Consider the following 24,022-nt stretch of genomic DNA (forward strand, 5'->3'; position numbering starts at 1 on the left):
AGGAAAATCATGAACGTACTCGTCTATCTCATCCCGATTTCGATTTTTCTCGGCGGGTTGGGGCTGGCCGGGTTCTTCTGGTCGATCCGCTCGCGGCAATATGACGACCCGGAAGGGGACGCCAACCGCATCCTCATGGGCGACTACGACGATCACCCGAAGCCCTAATCCGGCTGCGCCGTGGCGGCTTGTTCCGCCAGCTTGGCCACTGTCGGCCCCATCGCCTCGACAATCACCGCAACGCCTTCTGCGTTCGGGTGAATGCCGTCGGGCTGCATCTTGGTTTTCAAAATCTCGTCCCAAGGGCCAAGTTCCGTGAGCGGCTTGAGAAACCCTTCGAAATACAGCGTGCCATAGTCGGCGGCGAGGTCCGGGTAGATCGCATCGAAGGCGGACTTATACTCCGCGCCGTAATTGCCGGGGGCCTGCATGCCGACCAAGAGAACGGGAATGTTCTTCGCCTTGGCGGCCTCGAGAATGCCAGACAGGTTGGTGCGGGTCAGTTCCGGCGAGAGGCCGCGCAAAAGATCGTTGCCGCCAAGCGTGACGATCATTGCGCCAATGTCCGGCGTCAGGGTCCAGTCCACCCGCGACAGTCCGCCCGCCGTGGTGTCGCCCGACACACCTGCGTTGACGATGGTCGCCTCAATCTCATGCGCGTCGAGCCAATCCTGCAACTGGGCGGTAAACCCGTCCTGTGCAACCAACCCGTAGCCTTGCGTCAGGCTGTCGCCCAAAGCGGCGATGCGGACCGGATCGGCACTTGCCGCCGTTGCCCAGAGCATCAACCAAATCTTGACCAAAAAACCAATGCGATGCTTGCCCTGAGAACCTGCGGCCCCATATTTTTTGAAGAGATTTGAAAGGAAGCCTATGGACCCGGTCATTGCCACAACCGACGCGCGTTTGACACTTGATGGCAACGCGGGGCGTATCGAGATTTTACGGGGCATTTCATTGACGGTCGCGCGCGGCGAAACGCTTGCGCTCATCGGGCCTTCGGGATCGGGCAAATCCTCACTCCTTATGCTTTTGGGCGGGCTTGAGATGGCCAGCGCCGGGAAGATTTCCGTGCTCGGGCGCGATTTGACCTCGATGAACGAGGACGAGTTGGCGCGCTTTCGCAGAGATCATATGGGGGTGGTGTTCCAATCCTTCCACCTTATTCCGACCATGACCGCCTTGGAAAATGTTGCAATCCCTCTGGAACTGGCCGGGCATGACGATGCGTTTGACCGTGCACGGACCGAGTTGGAGAACGTCGGCCTCGGGGCGCGGCTTGATCACTACCCCGCGCAAATGTCTGGCGGAGAACAACAGCGCGTGGCCTTGGCCCGTGCATCTGCCCCGCGTCCGGAGATTTTGCTCGCGGATGAGCCGACCGGCAATCTCGACGGGACAACGGGAGAGGCGATCATGGAGCTGTTGATGAGGCTGCGCGATCGCTATGGCGCGACGCTTGTTCTGGTGACGCACTCCAATGAACTCGCCGCACGCTGTGACCGTGTGATCCGCTTGCGGGATGGACAGCTTGAACCGGAGGGGCAGGCGTGAGCCTCCTCAAAGATCTGCGTATGGCTTGGTCCATTGCTCGGCGGGAGTTGCGTTCCGGCGTGCGCGGATTTCGCATTCTGATCCTTTGTCTTCTGCTGGGCGTGGCCGCGATTGCGGCGGTGACTTCCGTGCGGGACAGTATTTCCGAAGGCCTCGCCCGTGAAGGCGCGGCGCTCTTGGGTGGCGATGCGGAGATGCAGTTCACCTATCGCTTCGCGGCACCGGATGAACGCGCGTGGATGGAGGATCATTCCGAACGCTTGTCCGAGATTGCTGATTTCCGCTCCATGCTCAGCGTCGGCGACGAACGCGCTCTGACGCAGGTGAAAGCGGTCGACGAGGCTTACCCGCTTGTCGGGACGGTCGGGCTGTCGCCGGAGATGTCTTTGACTGAGGCTTTGTCGGGGCAAGACGGTTTGCCGGGGATCGTGCTTGATCCGGTTCTGATAGAACGGCTTGGCCTGTCCTTGGGCGATCAGGTTCGGATCGGCGATGTGCCTTTTGTCGTCATGGCCGAACTGACCCGCGAACCGGATGGGGCAGGATCGGGCTTCACGCTTGGTCCCCGCAGCATCGTCTCGCTTTCGGCGCTCTCAGACTCCGGATTGCTCGCGCCCGGTACATTGTTCGAAAGTTCCTATCGGCTCGACTTGCCGTCAGACACCGATCTCGATGCGCTCAAAGCGCGTGCTGAGGCGGAGGTCGCGGCGGGGGCCTTCCGTTGGCGGGATGCGCGCAACGGTGCGCCCGGCGTCAACGAGTTCGTTGAACAGCTCGGCTCTTTCCTTGTCCTCGTCGGATTGGCGGGGCTGGCCGTGGGCGGCGTTGGCGTGTCCTCGGCTGTGCGCAGCTATCTCGAACACAAGATTTCCGTCATCGCGACGCTGAAAACCCTCGGGGCGGAGCGGCGGGTAATTTTCCTCGCTTACGCGCTTCAAATCGCTGTGCTGACAGGTGGGGCTATTCTGGTCGGGGTGGTCCTCGGCGGGCTTGTCCCGATTTTCGCCATGCCTTTCATCCAGACGCTTCTGCCTGTTCCGGTCGCCTCGGGTGTCCAGATCGCCCCGCTTCTGGAAGCCGCGCTTTACGGGTTTCTCGCGAGCGCGCTGTTTGTGCTCTGGCCCCTGTCGCGTGCCGAGCGCATCCGGCCCGCCGCGCTTTATCGTGACGCGTTTTTCGGATTGAGAGGCCTGCCGCGCTGGCCCTATCTCATTGCGATGGCCGTGCTGCTCGCAATGCTGGTTCTGTCCGCCGTTCTGTTCTCAGAAGACGCAGCCTTGGTGCTCTGGACCTTCTTCGGCCTTCTCGTTGCCTTCACATCTTTGGTGCTGGCCGGGCGTGGTCTGGGCCGGCTGGCGCGGCGTTTGTCGCGTCTTCCGTCCATGCGCCGCAATCTTCCGCTCCGCCTTGCGCTTGGTTCCGTCGGCGGGCCGGGAAGCGAGGCGGTTGCAGTGGTCTTGTCGCTCGGTCTCGGCCTCACGGTTCTCTCGGCCATCGGACAGATCGACGCCAATATGCGCGGTGCAATCGAACGCGACCTGCCGGAGCGTGCGCCCTCCTATTACGTGGTCGATATCCAGCCCGATCAAATCGCGGGGCTGACGGAACGTGTGACCACCGATCCGGGCGTCAGCCGGTTCCAAAGCGCACCGATGCTGCGCGGGCTGATTACTAAGATCAACGGCGAGGATGCGGAGACGGTCGCGGGACCGCATTGGGTGCTGCGCGGGGATCGCGGCGTGACCTATGCGGGGGAGAAACCCGAGAATGTGAAAGTGCTTTCGGGAGACTGGTGGTCACCTGAGGATACCGACCCGCAGATCAGTTTCGCGGCGACGGAAGCTGAGGAGATGGGTTTGAAGCTCGGCGATCAGCTGACGGTCAATATCCTCGGGCGCGACATCCCCGCCATGATCACGTCTTTCCAAGACGTCGATTTTTCCAGCGCAGGCATGGGGTTCATCCTGACCATGAACCCTGTGGCACTGGCCGGGGCACCGCATACATGGATCGCGACGATCTATGCCAGCCCGGAGGCGGAAGCGCCGCTGATCCGCGATCTGGCGAAGAGCTATCCGAACATCACCACAATTCGCGTGCGCGATGCGATTGATCGGGTGGTCTCCATCCTGCAAAGCATCGCGGCGGCTACGACGCTTGGGGCGACGGCGACTTTGATCACCGGGGCGGTGGTTTTGATCGGTGCGGCGGCGGCTGGCGAAGAGCGGCGGCGCTATGAGGCGGCGGTGCTCAAAACGCTCGGCGCGGCCCGTGCGCGTATTCTGGCGAGCTTTGCCTTGCGGGCGCTGATCCTCGGGCTTGGCGCGGGTGTCGTTGCGCTTTTGACCGGCACGCTCGGGGCTTGGGCCGTCATGCATTTCGTGATGGAGACGGAGTTCGTGTTTTCCCTCAGTTCCGCGCTTTTGATCGTTCTGGGCGGGATTGCGATGACGATGCTGACGTCTTTGCTGTTCTCATGGCGGGCCATGAAAGCCCGCCCGGCGCGGGTGCTCCGGGCGGCTGAGGGCTGACGTTCAATGCGCCGGGGTGAGGGCCTTCGCCACGGCGTCGGCAATCACCTGTTCCTCGTCTGTTGGCAGGACGAACACCGGGGTCGGTCCCTTGGCGATTTGCTTGGCGTTCTGAACATTGGCCTCTTCGTCGGGCACAATGCCGAGAAAACCGAGCCGCTCAATAATCTGTTGCCGGATATTGGGGGAATTTTCCCCGATGCCGCCACAGAACACCAAGGCGTCGATGCCGGACAGGGTCGCCGCCATAGCGCCAATCTCCCGCCGCACACGGTAGACGAAATACTCGACCGCATCTTTCGCGCCTTGCTCCTCAGAGGCTTCCAAAACCTGCATGTCATGGCTGACCCCGGAGAGACCGAGAAGCCCGGACTCGTAATAGAGCATATGGGTCAATTCCTCGGGCGTCATGCCTTCGGTCTGGAGCAGATACAGAAGGATGCCCGGATCGAGATGGCCGGAGCGGGTGGACATCGGGATGCCGTCGAGAGGCGAGAAGCCCATGGAGGAGGAGATCGACACGCCGTTGTTCACGGCACAGATCGAAGCCCCACTGCCGAGGTGGCACATGATGATCCGTTTGCCGTGCAGGTCTGGGCGTTCGCGCACCAGTTGGTGCGAGACGTAATCATAGCTCAGCCCGTGAAAGCCATAACGCTTAACGCCCTGTTGGTAATATTTGCGCGGGATGGCGTAGATGTCGTTTTCCCAAGGGTGGTTGCGGTGAAAGGCCGTGTCGAAACAGCCGATTTGCAGCGCATAGGGAAAGGCGCGTTTTGCCGCTTCGATCGCCGAAAGGTTATGCGGTTGGTGCAGCGGAGCGAGCGGGTTGAAGGTGACGAGATCGGCCATGATCTCGTCGGTCAATTCTGTCGGCGTCGCCCGCAGCGGGCCGCCATGTACGATCCGGTGTCCGACCCCCGCAACGTCCTGCCCGTCCAGCAGCGGCGTGATCTTTTCAAGAATGACGTCTAGCGCCGCTTCCTGATCCTTGGCCTCAATGAGTTTGGTCTCTTTCGGACCACCGGATTTGAATTGAAAGCTGGGGGTGGAGCCGATGCCTTGCACTTGTCCGCGTGCGATGCATGCCGGGGTGTCCCCGGATTGATAGAGCGCGAATTTCACAGAGGATGAACCCGCGTTGACGGTCAGAATGCATTGTCCCATCAGGAGATCCCCCGCGCGCGTTTGGCATGAAGCGCGGCGACGGCGCAGGAGGCGAGGCGCGATTTGTCGCTGTCGGAACGGGAGTTCAGCACAATCGGACAACGCGCGCCGATGACGACGCCCGCCGCTTCGGCATGGGCGATGAAGGTTAACTCTTTCGCAAGCATGTTGCCGCTTTCCAAGTTCGGAGCGACAAGGATTTCGGCATGCCCTGCAACCACGCCCTTGAGGCCCTTGGTGCGCGCAGCGGTGAGGCTGACGGCGTTGTCCATCGCGAGCGGACCGTCTACAATCCCGCCCCTGATCTGATCGCGATCCGCCATTTTCGACAGGGCCGCCGCATCGAGGGTCGAAGGGATTTTCGGGTTCACGGTTTCGACGGCGGAGAGGACGCCAACCTTCGGTGTTTCGATCCCGAGGCTGATGCCGAGATCAATCGCGTTCTGCACGATATCGACCTTGGTCGGCAGGTCCGGGGCGATGTTGATGGCGGCGTCAGTCACCATGAGCAGATGATCAAGTCCCGGCACATCCATCACGAAGATATGGCTGAGACGGCGTCCGGTTTTGAGACCGCCGGAGGAACTCAGGATCGGGCGGAGCAGGTCATCTGTATGCAAATGGCCCTTCATGATCGCGCTGGCGCGGGATTCGCGGACCATCGTCACGGCGAGTTCCGCCGCTTCCCGATGGGTGCAGCAATGGATCAGCTCAATGCCGTCAAGCGAGAGGCCCAGCTCTTTCGCAATGCTGCGGATTTTGTCCTCGTCGCCAAGCAGGATCGGTGTGATCAGATTATGATCCGCCGCCATGAGCGCGCCGCGCAGAGAGTTCTCTTCTTCGGGAGCGACCACGGCCATGCGCGTCGCCGGGAGTGCTTCGGCCATGTCCAGAAGCATGTCAAAATGACGATGGCTTTCGATGGTCAGACCGGGAACGTCTTGGCTGTCGAAACTTTGGCTTTCGAGGGGGGCGATGACCTCCGCCTCGCCTTCGACCAAAAGGGTGCCGTCGGCGCGTTTCACCGTGGTGGCGAAGACAGCGACATTGTCCCCTTCTTTGCGGATCAGTTTGACATTGGCGATTAATTCCTCGCCCGCATGGGCGCGCTCATGGAAGACCAGGTTTTGAGAGCGATAGAGCGTGCCCGGTCCGGGGAGTTTGTTGCCGAGCACGGCGGAGATCAGGGAGCCCACCCAAAACGACGGGGCGATGGGCTTCGCTGCGGCCCCCTTCTCGCTGTCGTCATGTGGCAGGTGGAGCGGGTTCAAGTTGTCGGAAGCATGGGCGAAGACGTAGAGGTCATCCGCAACACAGAGGCGGCGGTGTTCGGCTTCCATACCGATTTCGAGCTGATCGAAAGGAATGTTCTTAAATACGGTCACGTGCGCTCCTTGCAGTATCGCGTCTTGCTGTCTCAAGCGTGGACGATCACCCCCGGATGGGATCACCGTTCTTGTCGGCTAGTCATATCAATCAATGCATGAAACTTCATGACGCGGATCAAAAAACAAGGCGGAATTTGACAATTGAACTCACATTCCGCGACGTGAACGCAAGAAGCGCGCTTAAAGGACGTGCAGTTTGGTCTAGGGCAGAGCGTGCGGGCTTCGCGGACGTTGTCACATGGAATCGTCCGTGAAGAACGCCTGATCCGACTTTAGAAATTTGCGCAGCAAAGTGACAAGACGCGCGGAGTTAGTGCAAAAAATGAGCAACACTTGCCGTTTCCCCGATTTGCACGCTATGCGGTTGTATACAGTCTTGTGTGCGCGTTTTGCCCGATCACAGTCTTGTGTACGACCCGTTCCACAGTTTCGCTAGATCCAGTCTGGGGGCCAGTTTGGAGCGTGAAATTGAGGAGGGCGCACGCAAAAGCTCGACTTGCCGGCTGACCTATTGCGTGAAGACAAAACCATCTGACGCTGCATAGGAGGCTGTAGGCATTTTTCATTTAAATCCAAGTATATGGAGATGAGCGCTCTGCGCGATGCCAATGGCTTTGCAGCATTTAATCCAAGGGGAACATGGACGTGAAAACTCAATTTAAAGCCACTCTGGCCTCGGCTCTTTTTGCAAGCACCGCACTTGCTTCCGGCGCATTTGCCGCCGATTGCCCGATCAAGGTCGGCGTGCTGCACTCGCTGTCCGGCTCGATGGCGATTTCGGAGACGACGCTGAAAGACGCGATGCTGATGCTCGTCGACGAGCAGAACAAAAAGGGTGGCCTGCTGGGCTGTGAACTTGAAGCCGTGGTTGTGGACCCGGCCTCTGACTGGCCGCTCTTTGCCGAAAAAGCGCGTGAGCTTTTGACGGTTCAGGATGTGGATGTGATCTTCGGTAACTGGACCTCCGTGTCGCGCAAATCCGTTTTGCCGGTGATCGAAGAACTCAACGGCCTGCTGTTCTACCCGGTTCAATACGAGGGCGAAGAGAGCTCCAAAAACGTGTTCTATACGGGTGCGGCACCGAACCAACAGGCCATTCCGGCCACGGATTACTTCCTCGATGAACTGGGCGTCGAAAAATTCGCGCTGCTCGGCACCGACTATGTCTACCCGCGCACCACGAACAACATTCTCGAGTCGTATCTGAAAGACAAAGGCATCGCAGAAGAAGATATCTTCGTAAACTACACGCCCTTCGGCCACTCTGACTGGTCCAAGATCGTTGCGGACGTCGTGGCGCTGGGGGCAGACGGTAAGAAGGTCGGTGTGATTTCGACCATCAACGGCGACGCGAACATCGGTTTCTACAAAGAACTTGCCGCTGCAGGCGTTTCTGCCGACGACATCCCGGTCGTGGCCTTCTCCGTGGGTGAGGAAGAGCTTTCCGGTCTCGACACGACGAACCTTGTCGGCCATCTCGCCGCTTGGAACTACTTCATGTCCGCCGACACCCCGGAAAACGAAGCCTTCATCGAGCAGTGGCACGCCTTCATCGGTGACGACAGCCGTGTGACCAACGACCCGATGGAAGCGCATTACATCGGCTTCAACATGTGGGTGAACGCAGTGACGGAAGCGGAAACCACCGATGTGGATGCCGTGCGCGAGCATATGTGGGGCCAGGAATTCCCGAACCTGACGGGCGGTACCGCTGTGATGGGTGTGAACCATCACCTCTCCAAACCGGTGCTGATCGGCGAAATTCTTGCCGATGGTCAGTTCGACATCATTTCCGAGACCGATCCGGTTCCGGGCGATGCATGGACCGATTACCTACCGGAATCCGCAGTGCTCAAATCCGATTGGAAAGACCTCGGCTGCGGTATGTACAACACCGAGACCGAAACCTGCGTTCAGATCAAATCCAACTACTGATCTGTCCCGGACGATAAAGGAGGGGCGGTGCGCCGCCCTTCCATCCTCCCATTCGGAAAGCCTTTCATGATCCGCCGCCTTTTCGCCGCGTGTCTGATCCTGATCACCTGTGCGCTCGCTGCACAGGCGCAGGACCGGACTATTCAGGACGTGTTGCAGGAGCATCGCGCCGAGATTGAGACATCCTCGCGCAAGACCATCGCCCCCGCCATTGATGCCATCGCCATGTCTGGCCTGCCTGCTGCGCAGACCGTGCTTGAGAAATGGCAGAACAAGGACATGTGGCAGCGCGAGGCGGATGGGCTTTTCTTCTATGCCGAAAAGCTGGATCGCTCGAGCTACACCTTGTTCGATTTCACAACGGGAGAAGAAGTCGGCGCGTTCGACAAGGAGGAGATCGACCAGCTCAAGCCGAACTCCGGCATTCGTGCCATGATCGGCGCGGCGCTTGTGCAATTCCAACTCAACGACCCCGATCCGGCCCGCCGCCGCGATGCGCTTTTGGCGATTCAGCGAGATGGTGAGGCCAGCCACCTCGCACCGCTGCGCGCCTCGATCAAAGGCGAGGCCGATCCAGAGATCAAGGCTTTGAAAGAAACCACCGAGCGTCTTCTGACCATCCGTTTCGACACGGACGAGGCGGCGCGGGTCAATGCCATTGACAGCTTCCGTGGGTCACTGTCGCTCGATACCCGGGCGGCTTTGAACCCGATTGTCGCCACCAAGGTCGTCTATGCCGAAGACCTACCGGACAGCGCCAATGTCAAACGCGATTTGCGGGCAGGGTCTCGCGATTTGTCGGTGACTGATGCCTATGCCCTGATGGTGTCCGCCGGTGCGATCTCGCCGCAACCCTCGCCTTCCGAGCGCAAAGCCGTTTTGGAAGCGCATATTGAAGACGGGCAGGTCGGCGGTATCCCTCTTGCCGAGTTGGACACGCAGGAGGCGCGGGATCGCGCCTATGCTGCGCTCGCCGCGCAAGGTGTCGCCCCCGCGTTCAATCCGGAATTCTCGGAGGCGGAGGCCACCAAGGGCGTGCGCTTTGCCGAGGTTTATGCCGAGCCATCCAAAGCGGTGACCGACGCGGCAGAGGCGACGCTGTCGTCGATCAACCGTGCGGTCGGGTTCAATCAGTTTATCGATCTGTCGCTGGACGGCCTGTCGCTGGCCTCGATCTATTTCCTCGCCGCCATCGGCCTTGCCATCACCTTCGGGGTGATGGGGGTGATCAACATGGCGCATGGCGAATTCATCATGATGGGCGCCTACACCGGCTATGTGATCCAGCAGATCATTCCCGATTACACGATCTCGATCATCGTCGCGCTTCCGGTGGCATTTGCCTTCACCTTCGCTGCGGGGGTGGCGATGGAACGGCTCATCATCCGCTGGCTCTACAACCGCCCGCTGGAAACGCTTCTGGCGACCTTTGGGGTCTCCATCGCGTTGCAGCAGCTCGCCAAAAACATTTTCGGCACACAGGCACGTCCGTTGACTTCGCCGGGGTGGCTCGATGGCGCGCTGACCTTCAACGATGTGGTGTCGATCTCCTACATCCGGATCGCGATTTTTGTGCTCGCGCTGATCTTCCTCGGAGTCTTCCTCTTCATCATGAAGAAGACGCGCCTCGGGCTTGAGACCCGCGCTGTGACCCAAAACCCGCGCATGGCGGCGTCGATGGGGATCAACCCGGACAAGGTGAACATGCTGACCTTCGGTCTCGGCTCCGGCATCGCGGGTGTCGCGGGTGTGGCGATTGGGCTCTATGCGAAAGTGACCTCTGAGCTTGGGCAGGACTATATCGTCCAGTCCTTCATGACCGTGGTCGTGGGCGGTGTCGGCAATATCTGGGGCACGCTTCTCGGCGCGGGGCTGATCGGTTTCCTGCAAAAGGGCATCGAATGGTTCAACCCGTCGAATACGCTGGCGGCGCAGACCTACATGATCATCTTCATCATCATTTTCATCCAGTTCCGGCCCAAGGGGATCATCGCCCTCAAAGGCCGTGCGGCTGGGGATTAAGGGAGGGATTGAGCCATGGAAATTTTCAAGAAAACCCCGTCTCTCCCGGTCTTCATCGCGGTTCTGGTGATTTTCACGCTGGCTGTGACCTTCCTCTCGGAAGCCTACGGCGCGGGTGCGATCTCCACCTCTTTCGTGAAAACCCTCGGCAAGACGCTCTGTCTTGCGTTGGTCGCCATCGCGATGGATTTGGTCTGGGGCTACACGGGCATTCTCTCACTCGGTCATTTCGCCTTCTTCGGCCTCGGCGGATACATGATCGGCATGTGGCTGATGTATGCGCGGACCAAGCTCATCGTGCTCGAAAGCCTCGCCAACGCCCCTCTGCCGCCGACCGCCTCCGAGATTTCGGACGCGATCGGAACACAAATCTTCGGTGTTGTTGGGTCGTCAGAGTTCCCTCTGGTCTGGTATTTCGCCCATAGTTTCTGGGCGCAGATCGCGCTGGTCGTTCTCGTGCCGGGCATTCTTGCTCTGGTCTTTGGTTGGCTGGCCTTCCGCTCGCGCGTGACGGGCGTCTACCTGTCGATCCTGACCCAAGCCATGACCTTGGCCCTGTCGCTGTATCTTTTCCAGAACGACTCCGGCCTGCGCGGTAACAACGGCTTGTCGGGCCTCCAGAACCTTCCCGGCGCAGACGGCATCTCGCAGGATTACATCTCGATCTGGTTCTTCTGGGCCTCGGCATTCGCGCTTTTGTTGACCTACCTGATTGCGAGTTTCGTGGTCTCCGGCAAATTCGGCTCCGTCATTCGTGGTATTCGCGATGATGAGGCACGAGTGCGGTTCCTTGGCTATTCGGTCGAAGGGTTCAAGCTTTTCGTCTTCACCCTCACCGCCGTGATCGCAGCCATTGGTGGGGCGCTCTATTATCCGCAGGCGGGGATCATCAACCCGGCGGAGATCGCTCCCATCGCCTCGATCTACCTTGCGGTTTGGGTCGCCATCGGCGGGCGTGGTCGCATCTATGGGGCCGTGATCGGCGCGGCTTTCGTCTCGCTTGTCTCCACTTGGTTCACCGGCGGTCAGGCCCCCGACATCAACCTCGGCTTCTACACGATCAAATGGGTCGACTGGTGGCTGGTGCTTCTGGGCCTGTCCTTTGTCCTCGTGACCCTGTTCGCGCCGAAAGGCATCGGCGGCTTGTTCGATCTGATCTCGGGGCGCATGTCGCCCGACCGACATGGCAAGCCGCTTGGTCCCGATAAAGGCTCCCTGCGTGAAGAGGAGGCGGAGAAATGAGCGGTGCGAATACGCTTCTTGAGGTCTCCGGCATTTCCGTCACCTTTGACGGGTTCAAGGCGATCAACAACCTGTCCTTCGAGATCGGCAAAGCGGAATTGCGCGCGATCATTGGGCCGAACGGGGCTGGCAAAACGACCTTTATGGACATCGTGACCGGCAAGACCAAACCCGATGAGGGGAAGGTGCTCTGGGGGGACATGTCGCGCAATCTAATCGGCATGAACGAGGCGAAGATCGCGCGGGCCGGGATCGGCCGGAAGTTTCAGCGCCCCACTGTCTTCGAGGACCAGTCGGTGTTCGATAACCTACTCATGGCGGTGAAAAACGATCGCAACCCGCTCAAGGTGCTGTTCTTCCGGCCCAAGCCCAAGGATCTCGCGAAGGTCGAGGAGCTGGCCGCTGAAATTGGTCTATCTGATCAGCTTGAGCGCAAATCCGGTGAGCTGTCGCATGGTCAAAAGCAATGGTTGGAGATCGGCATGTTGCTGGCGCAAGACCCCAAGCTCTTGTTGGTCGATGAACCGGCGGCGGGGATGACGCTCGGGGAACGCGAACACACAACCGACATTCTCAAAGAGGCGGCGAAGACGCGTGCTGTTGTTGTGGTTGAGCATGACATGGAATTCGTGCGGCGATTGGAGTGCAAGGTCACGGTTTTGCATGAGGGATCGGTTCTGGCCGAAGGCTCGCTCGATCACGTGACACAAAACCAAGACGTGATTGACGTCTATTTGGGGCGCTAAAGGAGGGATTACCATGCTCGAAGTGAATAACCTCTCCCTGCATTATGGCGGGTCGCAAATCCTCTATGACGTCGATTTGACGGCTGAGGCCGGCAAGGTCACCTGTGTCATGGGCACCAACGGGGTGGGCAAGACCTCCCTTATGAAAGCGATCTCCGGCAGCCATCCGCGCTCGGGTGGGTCCATGATGCTCGATGGGGAAGATGTGGGCAAAGCCCCGGCTCATGAGCTTGCCCATAAAGGCGTCGCCATCGTGCCGCAGGGGCGGATGATTTTCCCGTTGCTGACGGTGAAGGAGAACCTGGAAAGCGGGTTCAGCTGCCTGCCCAAATCCGAGCATTTCATTCCGGACGAGATTTTCGAACTGTTCCCCATCCTCAAGGACTTCATGCATCGCCGAGGGGGCGACTTGTCGGGGGGGCAACAGCAACAGCTCGCCATCGCTCGCGCCCTGATCATCAAGCCGAAATTGCTTCTTCTGGATGAGCCGACCGAGGGCATCCAGCCCAATATCATCCAACAAATCGGGCGCGTGATTTCGCTTCTGCGCGACCGGGGCGACATGGCGATTGTTCTTGTCGAGCAGTATTTCGAATTCGCTTATGACCTCGCCGATCAGCTTGTTTTCATGGAGCGTGGCCGTGTCACCTCGTCTCACAAGAAATCCGAGATTTCCAAGGAGGATGCCGCCAAGGTTTTCCGCATCGCCTGAACTTCCCCACAATTTTCAAAGGGTTCGGAAACTCAGCAAGCGCATTTTTGCAATGCCGATTTTCCAGACTATTTGATAAAAAACATTGCCGAAACCGGTTTCGGAACCACAGTGTTGTCAGGAGGAGGCGAATCAAGTGCGGTCAAACGGAAACATCGACCGTCGTGCGCGCGACAATGCGCGGGTGACGATTACGGACTTGTCGCAGGCCTTGAGCCTGACGAAAGGCACTGTTTCCCGCGCGTTGAACGGCTACCCCGATATTTCAGAAACCACCCGAACGCGCGTCATCCGCGCGGCGCAGGCGATGGGCTATCACCCTTTAAGCCATGCGCAGGCGCTCAAGACGGGGCGGAGCTGCTCGCTTGGTCTTGTCGTGGAGCTGTCGCAGCATGACGCCCACCGACCTTTCCTCGCGGAATTTCTTGCAGGTCTGACGCAGAGCGTATCCGCCGCAGGCTGGACGCTGACGATTGCCACATCGGAGAGCGAAGCCGACACTGTTCGCATCATGCGTGATCTCGTTCGGGATCGGAAAGCTGACGGGTTTATCCTCCAACGTGTGCTTTGGGATGATCCGCGCATTGCTTTCCTTGAGCGCGAAAAAGTACCTTTTATTTGTTACGGGCGCCCAAATCATCATGAAATGATGTCTTATTTTGATGTGCTGAGTGAGGCGGCCATGACCGATGCGGTCAATTGGCTGGCGCGGCTCGGGCATCGTCGGATCGGCTACATCGGCTCTGCGCCGCACTATGCTTTTTCCCATGCGCGGCGGGGAGGCTTCAGAGCCGGACTTGCTGCCGAAGGGATGACCTTTGATCCTGCTTTGATGATCGAAGGGGCCTTGTCCCCCGATCATGCGGCTCAGGCAACGCGGCAGTTTCTCGCGCTTGAAGCGCCGCCGACCGCCATCCTCTGCGCCACCGACACGCTCGCACGCGGGGTCTATGAGGTGGCGAACACTCTCGGTCTCAAAATCGGCTCCGAGCTTTCCGTCGTTGGGTATGACGGTGCTCCCGAGGGGCAGGCGATGTGGCCGCGCCTTGCGACCTTCGCCGTGGACAATCGCCAAGCCGGTGCGCGCCTTGGCGAGATGTTCATCGACCGGATGCAAGACCCCGAGGCGCCCGTCGCACAAGGGCTCATTCGCGCAACATTCACTCCGGGCGGTTCTACGGGACGGCCCGCGCTGACGCCGGAACAACTGGCGCAGCATTTGGCCGATCTGGCCGCTGTTTACACGTAATCATCATCAACTCAGGGAGAGAGAGATGACCTTTAAAAAGCTGACCCTTCTGACCACTGCCGCCACGGCGCTCGCTTTGTCGAGCATGGCGGCAGGTGCCGATAATTTGCGGTTCTGGACGACAGAGGAACAGCCTGATCGTCTGGCCAAGCAGGAGGCAATGGCAGAGGCGTTTGAGGCGAAAACCGGTAATACGGTCGAGGTGATTCCGGTCACGGAATCCGAGCTTGGCACGCGTGCCACCGCCGCATTTGCCGCGGGCGACCTGCCGGATGTGATCTATCACCCGCTGCAATACGCCCTGCCTTGGGCCGAAGCCGGTATCCTCGATATCGACGCCGCAACCGACGTGATCGAGAACCTTGGCGCTGACACCTTCGCCTCCGGGGCGCTTGCGATGGCGGCGATGGATGACGGCTATGCGTCCGTGCCTGCGAATGGCTGGACCCAGATGATCGTCTATCGCAAAGACCTGTTCGATGCGGCTGGGCTTGAGGCGCCGACCTCTTATGCCGCCGTAGAAGCCGCGATTGAAAAACTGCACAATCCGCCGGAAATGTATGGCTTCGTGGCTGCGACGAAAGTCGATGAAGCCTTCATGTCGCAGGTGCTTGAACATGTGTTCCTCGCCAATGGCGTGAGCCCGGTGGGTGCCGATGGGTTTGCCCCGCTCGATGAGGTCAAAACCACCGAAGTGTTGGAGTTCTATAAGAAAATCGCGGAAGCGTCGCCTCCGGGCGATCTCTACTGGGATCAGGCACGGACGCTGTATTTCTCCGGCAATACTGCGATGGTCTTCTGGTCGCCCTTCATCCTCGATGAGCTGGCCGGTCTGCGTGACAGCGCTCCGCCCACCATCAATGACGATCCGACCTCCACGGAACTGGCGTCGAAAACCGGTATCGTGACCAACTTCTCCGGTCCGTCCAACCCGGATGGCGCGGCTTATGCGAACATCAACTATTTCGGCATCACCACGGATGCGTCGCTTGATGCGGCGGAGGAATTCGTCGAATTCTCGATGGACGAGGGCTATATCCAGACGCTTTCCATCGCGCCGGAAGGTATGTTCCCGACCCGTCGCGGCACCGAAGACGATCCGGAGTATTTCATCAACGAATGGGCGAAATTGCCGGTTGGTGTGGATCGCAAAGCGCCGCTGGGTGATCTTTATGCGCAGGAGATGGTTGACGAGATCGTCGGCGGTCTCGATGTGGCTCAGCGTTGGGGTGTCAAGGAAGGTCAGCTTGGTCTGGCGTCCAAGATGAACAACTCCCAGGTGATCAACCGCGTTGTGCGTCAGTACATCGATGGTGACATCGACGCGAAAACGGCTGTGGCGGATATGAACGCCGAGCTGAGCGCGATCGAATAACACCGATCTTTCGCGGGGCGGTATGATCCGCCCCGCCACTTTCCTATAAAGACAGGGAGTTTTCCATGTCGGACATCGGACCGCCGCGCGGTTCCGGGCCTTTGGCCCGTACCGAGGCGCGGCTTGCATGGGGACTTTTGACCCCGACCATTCTTGCCGTTTCGCTGGTTGTGATCCTGCCGCTTCTTGCGGTGTTCTGGATTTCGGTCAAACCGGTTTCTCTGGCTGATTTGCGCGCACCGGAAACTGTTGTGCGTGAAGATTTACGTGGCCGTCCTGCGTCCGCCGGAGATGAGGCAACGCTGCGCTATCGTCTCAGGAATTCTTCGCCAACGTCAGAAATCACAGGCGTGACGCTCACCGATGTCTGGCCAGAAGGTCTGACGCTTGCGGATGATCTTGATCCACGCTGTGAGATTGCCGAGGGAGAGCTGTTCTGCGACCTAGGGGACTGGGAAGGCGGGCATCGCGAGACGCTCAGCATTCCGGTGGTGACCGAGCAGGCCTATTTCGATGCCGGTCGCGACGTGGACGATGACCCGGTCGAGGTCGATGGCAAAGCCTCTTTCGTGCTCACCAATGGCGAGTTCACGATGAAGAATTTCGTGTCCGTATTTGACGGAGGCGAGTTCTGGGCTGTCCTTGGTGTGACCTTGTTTTACACGATCTTCGGCACGGTCGGCGCGATGATCATGGGGCTGTTCGCTGCCATGTTGCTCAATCACTCCTTCAAAGGGCAGGGGATTTTGCGCGGGCTTTACCTTTTTCCCTACGTAGCTCCGGTGATCGCCGTCGCTTTCGCGTGGATTCTTCTGTTCGACCCTTTCTCCGGTTCCGCCAATGCGCTGTTCGTGCAGATGGGCCTGACAGATCACGCAATCAATTTCTTTGGCGAAAAACCTCTGGCGCTTCTGATGGTCACGGCTTTCGAGATCTGGCGCTATTTCCCGCTCTCTTTCCTCTTCATTCTCGCACGGATGCAGTCGATCCCGACGGATATGTATGAGGCCGCCGATATGGACGGGGCATCGCCCTTCCAGCAATTCTGGTATCTCAGCCTGCCGCAGCTTTTGGGTATCCTCTCGGTCCTGTTCCTCTTGCGCTTCATTTGGACCTTCAACAAGTTCGACGACATTTTCCTTCTGACCGGCGGCAACGCGGGGACGCGGGTTCTGACCGTAAATGTCTATGAACAGGCCTTTGCTGTGTCGAACATCGGTGCTGGGGCGGCGGTCGCGGTTGTGATCTTTGCCTGTCTGCTGTTGTTCTCCGTGTTCTTCTTCAAATTCATGTCGAAGGAGGAAGGGCTATGAAATACCTTCGTTTCGGTTATATCACCGGCCCGCTTCTGGGCGTGCTCTGGACCTTTGTGCTGGCGGTGACCGTCGCGGTGGCGATGAGCTTCGCCACGGGCGAAGCCTTCCGCCCCTCGATCACATGGTCCCTGATCTTCGGGATTCCGACCGGTCTTGCGCTTGTTTGGCGCGGCAAGGTGGTGATCGCCTCAGCCGTGTTGGCTGTGGTCTATTTCGTCGCCCTGTCCCTCGGGATCGGTCCGGTTCTGACGGGCAACGTGTCGCTGGTGGCGCGCGTGGTTGCAGCACTGTTCATGGGGATCGGAATCGGTTGGCCGCTCGTCGTCTATCTCAAAGAGCTTACCTTGGGCGCGCTCACCCGGCATGAGTTCGAGGATGCGGTGATCAAGGCGCTCAAGGGCTTTGGCTATGTGTTCTTCACCGCCATCGTGGTTATTCCTTTCTATGTGATGCTGATGACCAGCCTGAAAAATCAGGCGGAGCTGATGCAGAACCCGCTCGATTTCTCCATCGACATCTCAAAAGGCTGGGGGCTGTTCCGCTCATATGTTGAGCTGATGACGGAGTATAATTTCGGCAGCTACATGTGGACATCGTTCTACATTTCCGTGCTGACGGTTCTGATCACGCTGCTGTTTGCCATTCCCGGTGCCTATGCCGTGGCGCGGTTGCGGTTTCGTGGGCAGGCGGCGTTCTCGCGCTCTATCCTGTTGATCTACATGGTGCCGATGATCGTTTTGGCCCTGCCGATCTACATCGCGTTCTCCATGGCTGGGCTCAGGAACTCCGTGGCGGGCATCGTGATGATCTATCCGGTGACGACCATCCCGGTGGCGCTTTACATGCTACAGGGCTACTTCCGCGGCCTGCCTTCTGAGGTTGAGGAAGCGGGGCTGATGGACGGGTTGTCACGGCTTCAGGTGATCTGGAAAATCACCCTGCCGTTGTCGCTGCCGGCGCTCGCCTCTGTGTCGCTCTACGTCTTCATGATCGCGTGGAATGAATTCCTTCTCGCCTTCATGCTCTTGGATGATCCGTCGAAATTCACGCTGACGCGCGGCATTGCCTCGCTCAACTCCTCGGAAATTCCACGACAACACCTTATGGCGGGCTCGGTGATTGCTACCGTGCCGATCATGGCGCTGTTCCTGGGGCTTGAGAAATTCATGACCAAGGGGCTGACGGCAGGATCGGTGAAAGGGTGAGACATGGTTTTGCATCGCAAAATGAAAGATGCCAGTGGCACGTTTCAAATGTCGAACGCGCAGGGCCACTGCTCTGCGCAGGGAGGGCGTTGATATGACAAAGGTATCTCAAAACCCACTCGACCAAGCTGCCCGCGACGTGCTCTTGGGCAATGATCGTGGCGGCTACACGATCCCGACGGCGCGGCTCTATCCGTTCCAGTGGAACTGGGACAGCATGTTCTCTGCCTGGGGCTATTCCACCTTCGACATCACGCGGGCGTGGACTGAGGTGGAGCTCTTGTTCGCAAGCCAATGGGACAGCGGTATGGTGCCCCATATGGTGTTCCATGAGGTCGATCCGGAGTATTTCCCCGGTCCCGACGTGTGGGGCGCGGATCAATCGCCGCCCACGTCCGGCATTTCGCAGCCGCCCGTCGCCGCGACGCTCATTCGCAAGATTTACGAGGCGGACCCGGACGCCGGGCTGCCACATGTCAAAGCGCTCTACCCCAAGCTGGTCGCATGGCATGACTGGTGGATCCGGGAGCGTTGTGCGGACGGGCCTGTGGCCATTGTGCACCCGTGGGAATCCGGGCGGGACAATTGCCCGGATTGGGACATCGGCATGGCAAACGTGCCGGTCGATGACAGGGATCCCTACATCCGCATCTCGCGAGAGAACAAGCGGCGCGATCTTGGTCTTCTGAATGCAGATCAACGCCCCGTCGCGTCTGACTATGACCGCTATCTTGCGATCCTTGCGTTTGGCCGGTCGGTGAATTGGGATGATCGGGAGATGATCGCAAACGGTCCGTTCCTGATGGCCGATCCGGGGATCACTTTCGTTCTTCTGCGGGCCTTTGCCGATCTTATCGAGCTTGGGCGACTTCTTGGGGAGGACGTCTCGGGGCTTCTTGCGCAGGAAGCGCAGCTTCGCAATGGTCTCGACAAGCTTTGGAACCCTGAGACAGGCTGGTTCGATGCTTATGACCTGCGCAGCGCTACGTTTGCCGGTGTGCTCGGGTCGGGCGCGTTCCTCGCCTATCTCGCAGGGGTCTCCCGCCCGGCACTCGACGCGCATTTCGCGCGAAGCTGGGACAAGGTTGCCTATGGCATCCCATCAGCAGACCCGGACAGCGAACGGTTTGAACGTCGTCGCTATTGGCGCGGTCCGACATGGCCTGTGGTCAATTCGCTGATCGCCATGGGGCTCAAGGACATGGGCCGCAAAGAGGCCGAAGCGCGACTGCGCGATGAAACCGCCCGCCTGATCGAGATGGGCGGGTTTTGGGAATATTATGATCCGATCGATGGAACGCCCTGCGGCGGTCCGTCCTTTGGCTGGACGGCTGCCGTCTGGCTCACATGGTGCGGCGTCGGTCGTGCCCCGCTAACGGCAGGGAAGGAGACATAACATGGCAAGTATCGAGTTGCAGGCCGTCGAGAAATGGTTTGGCGAAGTACAGGTGATCAAGGGCGTTGATCTCAAGATCGAAGAAGGTGAGTTCATCATTTTCGTCGGTCCTTCGGGTTGCGGGAAATCCACGCTTCTCAGGATGATCGCGGGGCTTGAGGAAACCTCCCGCGGCAAGGTGTTCGTCGGTGAGCGCGATGCCACCGCCGAGCCGCCCTCGAAACGCGGGCTTGCGATGGTGTTCCAAAGCTACGCGCTCTACCCGCACATGTCGGTGCGCGATAATGTTGGCTTTGCCCTCAAGGCCGCCGGTGAACCGAAGGACGTGATCGCGCAGAAAGTCGATGAGGCGGCGCGGGTTCTGAAACTCGAAGACTATCTCGACCGCCGCCCGAAAGACCTGTCTGGTGGGCAACGTCAGCGCGTCGCCATCGGTCGCTCCATCGTGCGGGACCCCACGGCATTCCTGTTCGACGAACCCTTGTCGAACCTTGATGCCGCGCTTCGGGTCGAGATGCGCTATGAGCTGGCCAAGTTGCACCGCTCGCTTGAAAGCACGATGATCTATGTGACCCACGATCAGGTCGAGGCGATGACACTCGCCGACCGGATCGTCGTTCTGGAAGCCGGTAAAATCGCGCAGGTCGGTTCGCCGAAAGAGCTTTACGAACGCCCCGGCAACCTCTTCGTGGCGCAGTTCATCGGCTCGCCGAAAATGAACGTGATCCCGGCGACGGCGATGGGGCTGGGCGACAAGGGCAAAGACCTTGGCATTCGCCCGGAACACATCACCATCGTGCCCGCAGGGCAGGGCGATCTCGACGGTGTGGTCGATGTGGTCGAATACCTCGGCGCGGACACTTACATCATCATCGACGCGGAGAATGGTGCAGGACAGATGACGGTCCGTGATCTGGGTGACGCGCCGCATAAGGTCGGCGAAAAGGTCGGCCTGAAATTCGGCGAAGGCCGCACGCATCTCTTTGATGAAAAAGGTCTCGCGATCCGGTGAGCTGTCATCCTTTCGTGACGGTCGGCTCCTAAAATGGGCTGACCTGAACGAAGGAGAAAAACATGCCCCTGTCCGCGACCCCGCCGGTGATTGGCGCCGCTTTGAACGTCGAGCACCTGCCGGAGTTTCGCGACTGGCTGAGCCGCGAAGGGCTCGGCCAATAAGTTCACTCTGCCGGGATCGGCTGTGCCGCGAAGGCGATGGGATGGGGAGCGCTCTGGCGTTTTGCTGTCTTCTGGATGTCGCCGAGCCACGCCACGCCAATCATCACCAGTGCGCCAAGCGGCATAAGCGCCCAGCCGAGCCAGAGCGCCTCGTCAAAGTAGCCCATGATCACATGGTTGCAGAGCGCGAGGATCGTGCCTGTTGCAAAGACCAGCAAGCCCTGACGCCCCAAAAGGCGCAGGAAGGACAGTGCTTTCGAGCCGGTCAGGCGTGTGACCCAAGGCAGGCAGGACAGCACATAAGCCAGCGCCAGCGCATGCGTCATACGGGGCAGGGCGAGGAAGGTCTTGTCGTGGGACACCATGTTGAACGGCAGTCCCGCTTTGCCCAAAAGCGCCATCTGGTGATTGAGGAACGGCCCGACACCGGGCACGTATCGCCACGCGACGACCAAAGCGAGCCAGCCTGTTGCCAGCCAGAAGAGCCAGGGCGTTTTCGGCACGAACCGCTCGCTCCGGCGCAGGAAGATGCCGGTCAGAAGGCCAACGACGAAGATGAACTGCCATGCGACGGGGTTGAAGAACCAGCCACCCGGGTTCGGGTAGTTCGGCAGGTTGATCCGCCAGAGGCCCGCCGCCAACCAGAGTGCGGCAGAGAGCCCAAGCAAAGCCATGGGGCGCCAAAGCCCCAGAAGGATCATCAAAGGTCCGAAGAACAGCAGGACCGAATAGGCCGGCAGGATGTTCACATACCCAAGCTGATGGCCCAGAAGCGGAATGCCGATGAGCGCCTCTTCGGTGTTGGCGAACACCTGTTTCAGGTTGATCTTGGTCAGCAGGTCGTCAACGCCGAACATCACCGCCCCGGCGGCGAAAATCGCAATCGCGCAGGCGGTCAGGAAGAGTTGCACCAGATACAGCGTCCAGGACCGTTTCCACATCGGCGCGATGGCCTGCCAGAGGCCTTTTTCGCGCCGTGTTTCAAACCTGCCCGTATAGGCCAAGCCAGCGGCGATGCCGGACATGATAAAGAACGCCTCCGCCGCATCGGAAAAACCGATGTTGCGGACGGTCAGGTATTCATACGGGTTCTCCGGCGAGTGATCGACAAAGATCATCAGCAGCGCCAAACCGCGAAACGCGTCGATCCGGGGATCGCGCGGGCGTTTGACGGGGCGGGAGAGCGCTTCGGGGATCGCGGGTTCAGGCCGGGACATGATGCGCCTCCGGCTCAGGCGTCGCTTGTTCTGCGGCGTCCTGCCAGCGACCAAGGATTTCGCGATAGCTGCGGATGACCGGGGCGGGGCGACGTTCTTCGGGGACAAGGAACAGCTTGTGCGTCAGCGGGCGCGAGGTCCATGCGATCAGGAACGGCGCGGTCAGCATCGGCAGGCAGACGGGCAGGAGCCAGAGGGTCAGGTCCGGGGCCACGCGGGCAACGAGCGCGAGCGCCGCGCCACCGGTCAGCATGATCCAAAGACCGGCCCGGAAACCTTCGGCCAGCGTCAGAGCGCCTTCGCCGCGTTGGTTTGCGGGCCAACCACCATCACGCCCGGAGAGGACCTGCATCACGGCTTTGGTCTGATACATCAGCATCAGCGGCGCGATCAGGGACGAGAGTAAGATTTCCGCCAGAACAGAGAAAAACGCCCTCACGGAGCCACCAAAACGCGCGGTGCGACGGGTGCCGGACGCCTCGTAGAGGATCGCGAATTTCGGCAGGATCAGAAGCCCCATGATGCCGACGATCAGCGCGGTGATTTCCTTCGTGCGGTCATCGGGGAAGACCGGGAAAAGCATGTGCGGTTCCGGGAAATAGTTCGGCACGGGCGCGAGGATCGTGGCGACGACGGACGCGATCAGGAAGGCCGCCCAGAGCACGGAGACGAGATAGGCGAAGATGCCTTGCAGGAAGACGAAGCGGGACCAGAAGGCGAGGCCGGGGGCAAGTAAAAGTCGGGAATGCTGAAGGTTGCCCTGACACCAGCGGCGGTCGCGTTTGGCGTAGGACAGGATATTTTCCGGGCCTTCCTCAAAAGAGCCGCCGATGGTGTGGTCCACCTGCACACGCCAGCCCGCGCGCGCCAGAAGCGCGGCTTCGACATAGTCATGGCTCAGGATATGCCCGCCAAACGGCGGCGGTCCGGCGAGTTCCGGCAGGGCGCAACTTTCGGCAAAGGCTTTGAGCCGAACCATGGCGTTGTGGCCCCAGAAGGGACCGGTGTTGCCCTGAAGGCGGGCGAGACCACGGGTGAAGATCGGGCTGTGAAAGCTTGCCGCGAATTGCATGGCGCGGGCAAAGAAAGACCGCGCTCCGATGATTTTCGGCAGTGTCTGCAGAAGGCCAAGCTGCGGATCGGCCTGCATTTTGGCGGCCATCTCGCGGACTGTGCGGCCTTCCATCAGGCTGTCGGCGTCAAGGATCAGCGCAAAATCATAACCACCACCGGAACGGCGGATGAATTCTTCGATATTGCCCGCCTTGCGGCCACGGTTGTCACTGCGGCGACGGTAGAAAATCCGGCCCTTGCCCCCAGTCTCTTCGATCAGGCGCAGGTAGGTCTGGCGTTCGAGAAGCGCGGCGTCCTCGTTGCGCGTGTCCGACAGGATTGCGATATCTGCGGCCATGTCCTCGGCGCGGATCGAATGGTCCATCGCGGCGATGCGGGCAAAGGTCGTCACCGGATCTTCATTGCAGATCGGGACAAGCACCACGACACGCGGTGCCGGTGCGCTCAACTCGGGCACAGGGCTGCGTTTTCGGGAACTCGGAGCAAGTCCGACAAAAGACAGGGTCGCGCCCCAGGCCAGCCAGGCCGTAGTAACGAAAATCAAAAGCCCCCGCACGACATCCCAAACGTCAATACCGTCCTGAATGGCGGCATCGGCCAGCAAGGTCGATGCGGTCAACGCCGCCAAGAGCGCAAAGCTCACGGCGAAGAGGCGCAAAAGTTTCGTGCGGTGGTCGGGAGCCAGCGCCTTACGAGATGAAGACGACATGTGCGGCC

The 24,022-nt window shown here is 59.8% G+C and carries 19 protein-coding genes; 14 read left to right on the forward strand and 5 right to left on the reverse strand.

Going from position 1 to position 24,022, the window contains the following annotated elements:
• Positions 1 to 9 precede the first annotated feature (9 nt).
• The gene (ccoS, locus tag ACYBHZ_RS15420) at positions 10 to 168 is read left to right on the forward strand and encodes a cbb3-type cytochrome oxidase assembly protein CcoS (RefSeq protein WP_460275170.1); all 159 of its coding nucleotides are present in this window, start codon (positions 10 to 12) and stop codon (positions 166 to 168) included.
• On the opposite strand, the gene ACYBHZ_RS15425 is transcribed toward ccoS, so the two are convergent.
• A complete protein-coding gene (locus ACYBHZ_RS15425) occupies positions 165 to 785 on the reverse strand; it encodes an arylesterase (RefSeq protein ID WP_460275171.1) in 621 nt (206 codons plus the stop codon). The genes ccoS and ACYBHZ_RS15425 overlap by 4 nt on opposite strands.
• 88 nt (positions 786 to 873) lie before the next feature.
• Here ACYBHZ_RS15425 and ACYBHZ_RS15430 point away from each other — a divergent pair, with 88 nt between their 5' ends.
• Both ACYBHZ_RS15430 and ACYBHZ_RS15435 read left to right on the forward strand, forming a co-directional pair.
• Positions 874 to 1,554 (forward strand): ABC transporter ATP-binding protein, encoded by a 681-nt coding sequence (locus tag ACYBHZ_RS15430; protein ID WP_460275172.1) that lies wholly within the window; start codon positions 874 to 876, stop codon positions 1,552 to 1,554.
• A 20-nt stretch (positions 1,555 to 1,574) separates the two neighbouring features.
• Positions 1,575 to 4,085, forward strand: coding sequence for an ABC transporter permease (locus ACYBHZ_RS15435; protein ID WP_460275228.1), 2,511 nt, complete (start codon positions 1,575 to 1,577; stop codon positions 4,083 to 4,085).
• A 3-nt stretch (positions 4,086 to 4,088) separates the two neighbouring features.
• Here the strand turns inward: ACYBHZ_RS15435 and ACYBHZ_RS15440 are convergent, their stop codons facing one another.
• Complete coding sequence (locus ACYBHZ_RS15440; RefSeq protein ID WP_460275173.1) at positions 4,089 to 5,252, reverse strand: acetate/propionate family kinase; 1,164 nt, start codon at positions 5,250 to 5,252, stop codon at positions 4,089 to 4,091.
• Positions 5,252 to 6,637: a bifunctional enoyl-CoA hydratase/phosphate acetyltransferase gene (locus ACYBHZ_RS15445; RefSeq protein ID WP_460275174.1), complete on the reverse strand. Its 1,386-nt coding sequence runs from the start codon at positions 6,635 to 6,637 to the stop codon at positions 5,252 to 5,254. The genes ACYBHZ_RS15440 and ACYBHZ_RS15445 overlap by 1 nt, the downstream gene beginning before the upstream one ends.
• 642 nt (positions 6,638 to 7,279) lie before the next feature.
• Between ACYBHZ_RS15445 and urtA the strand changes: the two genes are divergently transcribed.
• The 11 genes from urtA (at position 7,280) to ACYBHZ_RS15500 (ending at position 20,850) form a co-directional block, all read left to right on the forward strand.
• The gene (gene urtA, locus ACYBHZ_RS15450) at positions 7,280 to 8,575 is read left to right on the forward strand and encodes an urea ABC transporter substrate-binding protein (RefSeq protein WP_460275175.1); all 1,296 of its coding nucleotides are present in this window, start codon (positions 7,280 to 7,282) and stop codon (positions 8,573 to 8,575) included.
• A 66-nt stretch (positions 8,576 to 8,641) separates the two neighbouring features.
• Positions 8,642 to 10,597 carry an urea ABC transporter permease subunit UrtB gene (gene urtB / locus ACYBHZ_RS15455; protein ID WP_460275176.1) on the forward strand — a complete coding sequence of 652 codons (1,956 nt, stop codon included), beginning with the start codon at positions 8,642 to 8,644 and terminating at the stop codon, positions 10,595 to 10,597.
• Between the two features lie 15 nt (positions 10,598 to 10,612).
• Positions 10,613 to 11,839, forward strand: a complete 1,227-nt coding sequence (urtC, locus tag ACYBHZ_RS15460) for an urea ABC transporter permease subunit UrtC (protein ID WP_460275177.1) — start codon at positions 10,613 to 10,615, stop codon at positions 11,837 to 11,839.
• Positions 11,836 to 12,585 (forward strand): urea ABC transporter ATP-binding protein UrtD, encoded by a 750-nt coding sequence (urtD, locus tag ACYBHZ_RS15465; protein WP_460275178.1) that lies wholly within the window; start codon positions 11,836 to 11,838, stop codon positions 12,583 to 12,585. Before urtC ends, urtD begins: the two co-directional genes overlap by 4 nt.
• Positions 12,586 to 12,598: 13 nt before the next feature.
• Positions 12,599 to 13,297 carry an urea ABC transporter ATP-binding subunit UrtE gene (gene urtE / locus ACYBHZ_RS15470; RefSeq protein WP_460275179.1) on the forward strand — a complete coding sequence of 233 codons (699 nt, stop codon included), beginning with the start codon at positions 12,599 to 12,601 and terminating at the stop codon, positions 13,295 to 13,297.
• A gap of 136 nt (positions 13,298 to 13,433) precedes the next feature.
• Complete coding sequence (locus ACYBHZ_RS15475) at positions 13,434 to 14,546, forward strand: LacI family DNA-binding transcriptional regulator (RefSeq protein WP_460275180.1); 1,113 nt, start codon at positions 13,434 to 13,436, stop codon at positions 14,544 to 14,546.
• 25 nt (positions 14,547 to 14,571) lie between these two features.
• Entirely contained in the window at positions 14,572 to 15,921 is a 1,350-nt protein-coding gene (locus ACYBHZ_RS15480) for an ABC transporter substrate-binding protein (protein WP_460275181.1), read from the forward strand.
• A 65-nt stretch (positions 15,922 to 15,986) separates the two neighbouring features.
• Positions 15,987 to 17,234: an ABC transporter permease subunit gene (locus ACYBHZ_RS15485; protein ID WP_460275182.1), complete on the forward strand. Its 1,248-nt coding sequence runs from the start codon at positions 15,987 to 15,989 to the stop codon at positions 17,232 to 17,234.
• Positions 17,231 to 18,442, forward strand: coding sequence for a carbohydrate ABC transporter permease (locus ACYBHZ_RS15490; RefSeq protein ID WP_460275183.1), 1,212 nt, complete (start codon positions 17,231 to 17,233; stop codon positions 18,440 to 18,442). Before ACYBHZ_RS15485 ends, ACYBHZ_RS15490 begins: the two co-directional genes overlap by 4 nt.
• Positions 18,443 to 18,536: 94 nt before the next feature.
• Positions 18,537 to 19,838: an MGH1-like glycoside hydrolase domain-containing protein gene (locus ACYBHZ_RS15495; protein ID WP_460275184.1), complete on the forward strand. Its 1,302-nt coding sequence runs from the start codon at positions 18,537 to 18,539 to the stop codon at positions 19,836 to 19,838.
• 1 nt (position 19,839) lies between these two features.
• Positions 19,840 to 20,850: an ABC transporter ATP-binding protein gene (locus tag ACYBHZ_RS15500; protein ID WP_460275185.1), complete on the forward strand. Its 1,011-nt coding sequence runs from the start codon at positions 19,840 to 19,842 to the stop codon at positions 20,848 to 20,850.
• A 166-nt stretch (positions 20,851 to 21,016) separates the two neighbouring features.
• Here ACYBHZ_RS15500 and ACYBHZ_RS15505 read toward each other — a convergent pair whose 3' ends face one another.
• On the reverse strand, positions 21,017 to 22,231 hold the full coding sequence (locus ACYBHZ_RS15505; protein ID WP_460275186.1) for an OpgC family protein: 1,215 nt from the start codon (positions 22,229 to 22,231) through the stop codon (positions 21,017 to 21,019).
• On the reverse strand, positions 22,218 to 24,014 hold the full coding sequence (gene mdoH, locus ACYBHZ_RS15510; RefSeq protein ID WP_460275187.1) for a glucans biosynthesis glucosyltransferase MdoH: 1,797 nt from the start codon (positions 24,012 to 24,014) through the stop codon (positions 22,218 to 22,220). The genes ACYBHZ_RS15505 and mdoH overlap by 14 nt, the downstream gene beginning before the upstream one ends.
• Positions 24,015 to 24,022 lie beyond the last annotated feature (8 nt).

This window comes from Celeribacter sp. ULVN23_4, assembly GCF_054788345.1.

What these genes read in the sequence shown, in the direction of transcription:
- urtA (WP_460275175.1), top strand. Translation starts at nt 7,280, where the DNA reads ATGGACGTGAAAACTCAATTTAAAGCCACTCTGGCCTCGGCTCTTTTT.
- ACYBHZ_RS15440 (WP_460275173.1), bottom strand. Translation starts at nt 5,252, where the DNA reads ATGGGACAATGCATTCTGACCGTCAACGCGGGTTCATCCTCTGTGAAA.
- ACYBHZ_RS15435 (WP_460275228.1), top strand. Translation starts at nt 1,575, where the DNA reads ATGGCTTGGTCCATTGCTCGGCGGGAGTTGCGTTCCGGCGTGCGCGGA.
- mdoH (WP_460275187.1), bottom strand. Translation starts at nt 24,014, where the DNA reads ATGTCGTCTTCATCTCGTAAGGCGCTGGCTCCCGACCACCGCACGAAA.
- ACYBHZ_RS15500 (WP_460275185.1), top strand. Translation starts at nt 19,840, where the DNA reads ATGGCAAGTATCGAGTTGCAGGCCGTCGAGAAATGGTTTGGCGAAGTA.
- urtB (WP_460275176.1), top strand. Translation starts at nt 8,642, where the DNA reads ATGATCCGCCGCCTTTTCGCCGCGTGTCTGATCCTGATCACCTGTGCG.
- ccoS (WP_460275170.1), top strand. Translation starts at nt 10, where the DNA reads ATGAACGTACTCGTCTATCTCATCCCGATTTCGATTTTTCTCGGCGGG.
- urtD (WP_460275178.1), top strand. Translation starts at nt 11,836, where the DNA reads ATGAGCGGTGCGAATACGCTTCTTGAGGTCTCCGGCATTTCCGTCACC.
- ACYBHZ_RS15480 (WP_460275181.1), top strand. Translation starts at nt 14,572, where the DNA reads ATGACCTTTAAAAAGCTGACCCTTCTGACCACTGCCGCCACGGCGCTC.
- urtC (WP_460275177.1), top strand. Translation starts at nt 10,613, where the DNA reads ATGGAAATTTTCAAGAAAACCCCGTCTCTCCCGGTCTTCATCGCGGTT.
- ACYBHZ_RS15490 (WP_460275183.1), top strand. Translation starts at nt 17,231, where the DNA reads ATGAAATACCTTCGTTTCGGTTATATCACCGGCCCGCTTCTGGGCGTG.
- urtE (WP_460275179.1), top strand. Translation starts at nt 12,599, where the DNA reads ATGCTCGAAGTGAATAACCTCTCCCTGCATTATGGCGGGTCGCAAATC.
- ACYBHZ_RS15505 (WP_460275186.1), bottom strand. Translation starts at nt 22,231, where the DNA reads ATGTCCCGGCCTGAACCCGCGATCCCCGAAGCGCTCTCCCGCCCCGTC.
- ACYBHZ_RS15485 (WP_460275182.1), top strand. Translation starts at nt 15,987, where the DNA reads ATGTCGGACATCGGACCGCCGCGCGGTTCCGGGCCTTTGGCCCGTACC.
- ACYBHZ_RS15495 (WP_460275184.1), top strand. Translation starts at nt 18,537, where the DNA reads ATGACAAAGGTATCTCAAAACCCACTCGACCAAGCTGCCCGCGACGTG.
- ACYBHZ_RS15425 (WP_460275171.1), bottom strand. Translation starts at nt 785, where the DNA reads ATGCTCTGGGCAACGGCGGCAAGTGCCGATCCGGTCCGCATCGCCGCT.
- ACYBHZ_RS15430 (WP_460275172.1), top strand. Translation starts at nt 874, where the DNA reads ATGGACCCGGTCATTGCCACAACCGACGCGCGTTTGACACTTGATGGC.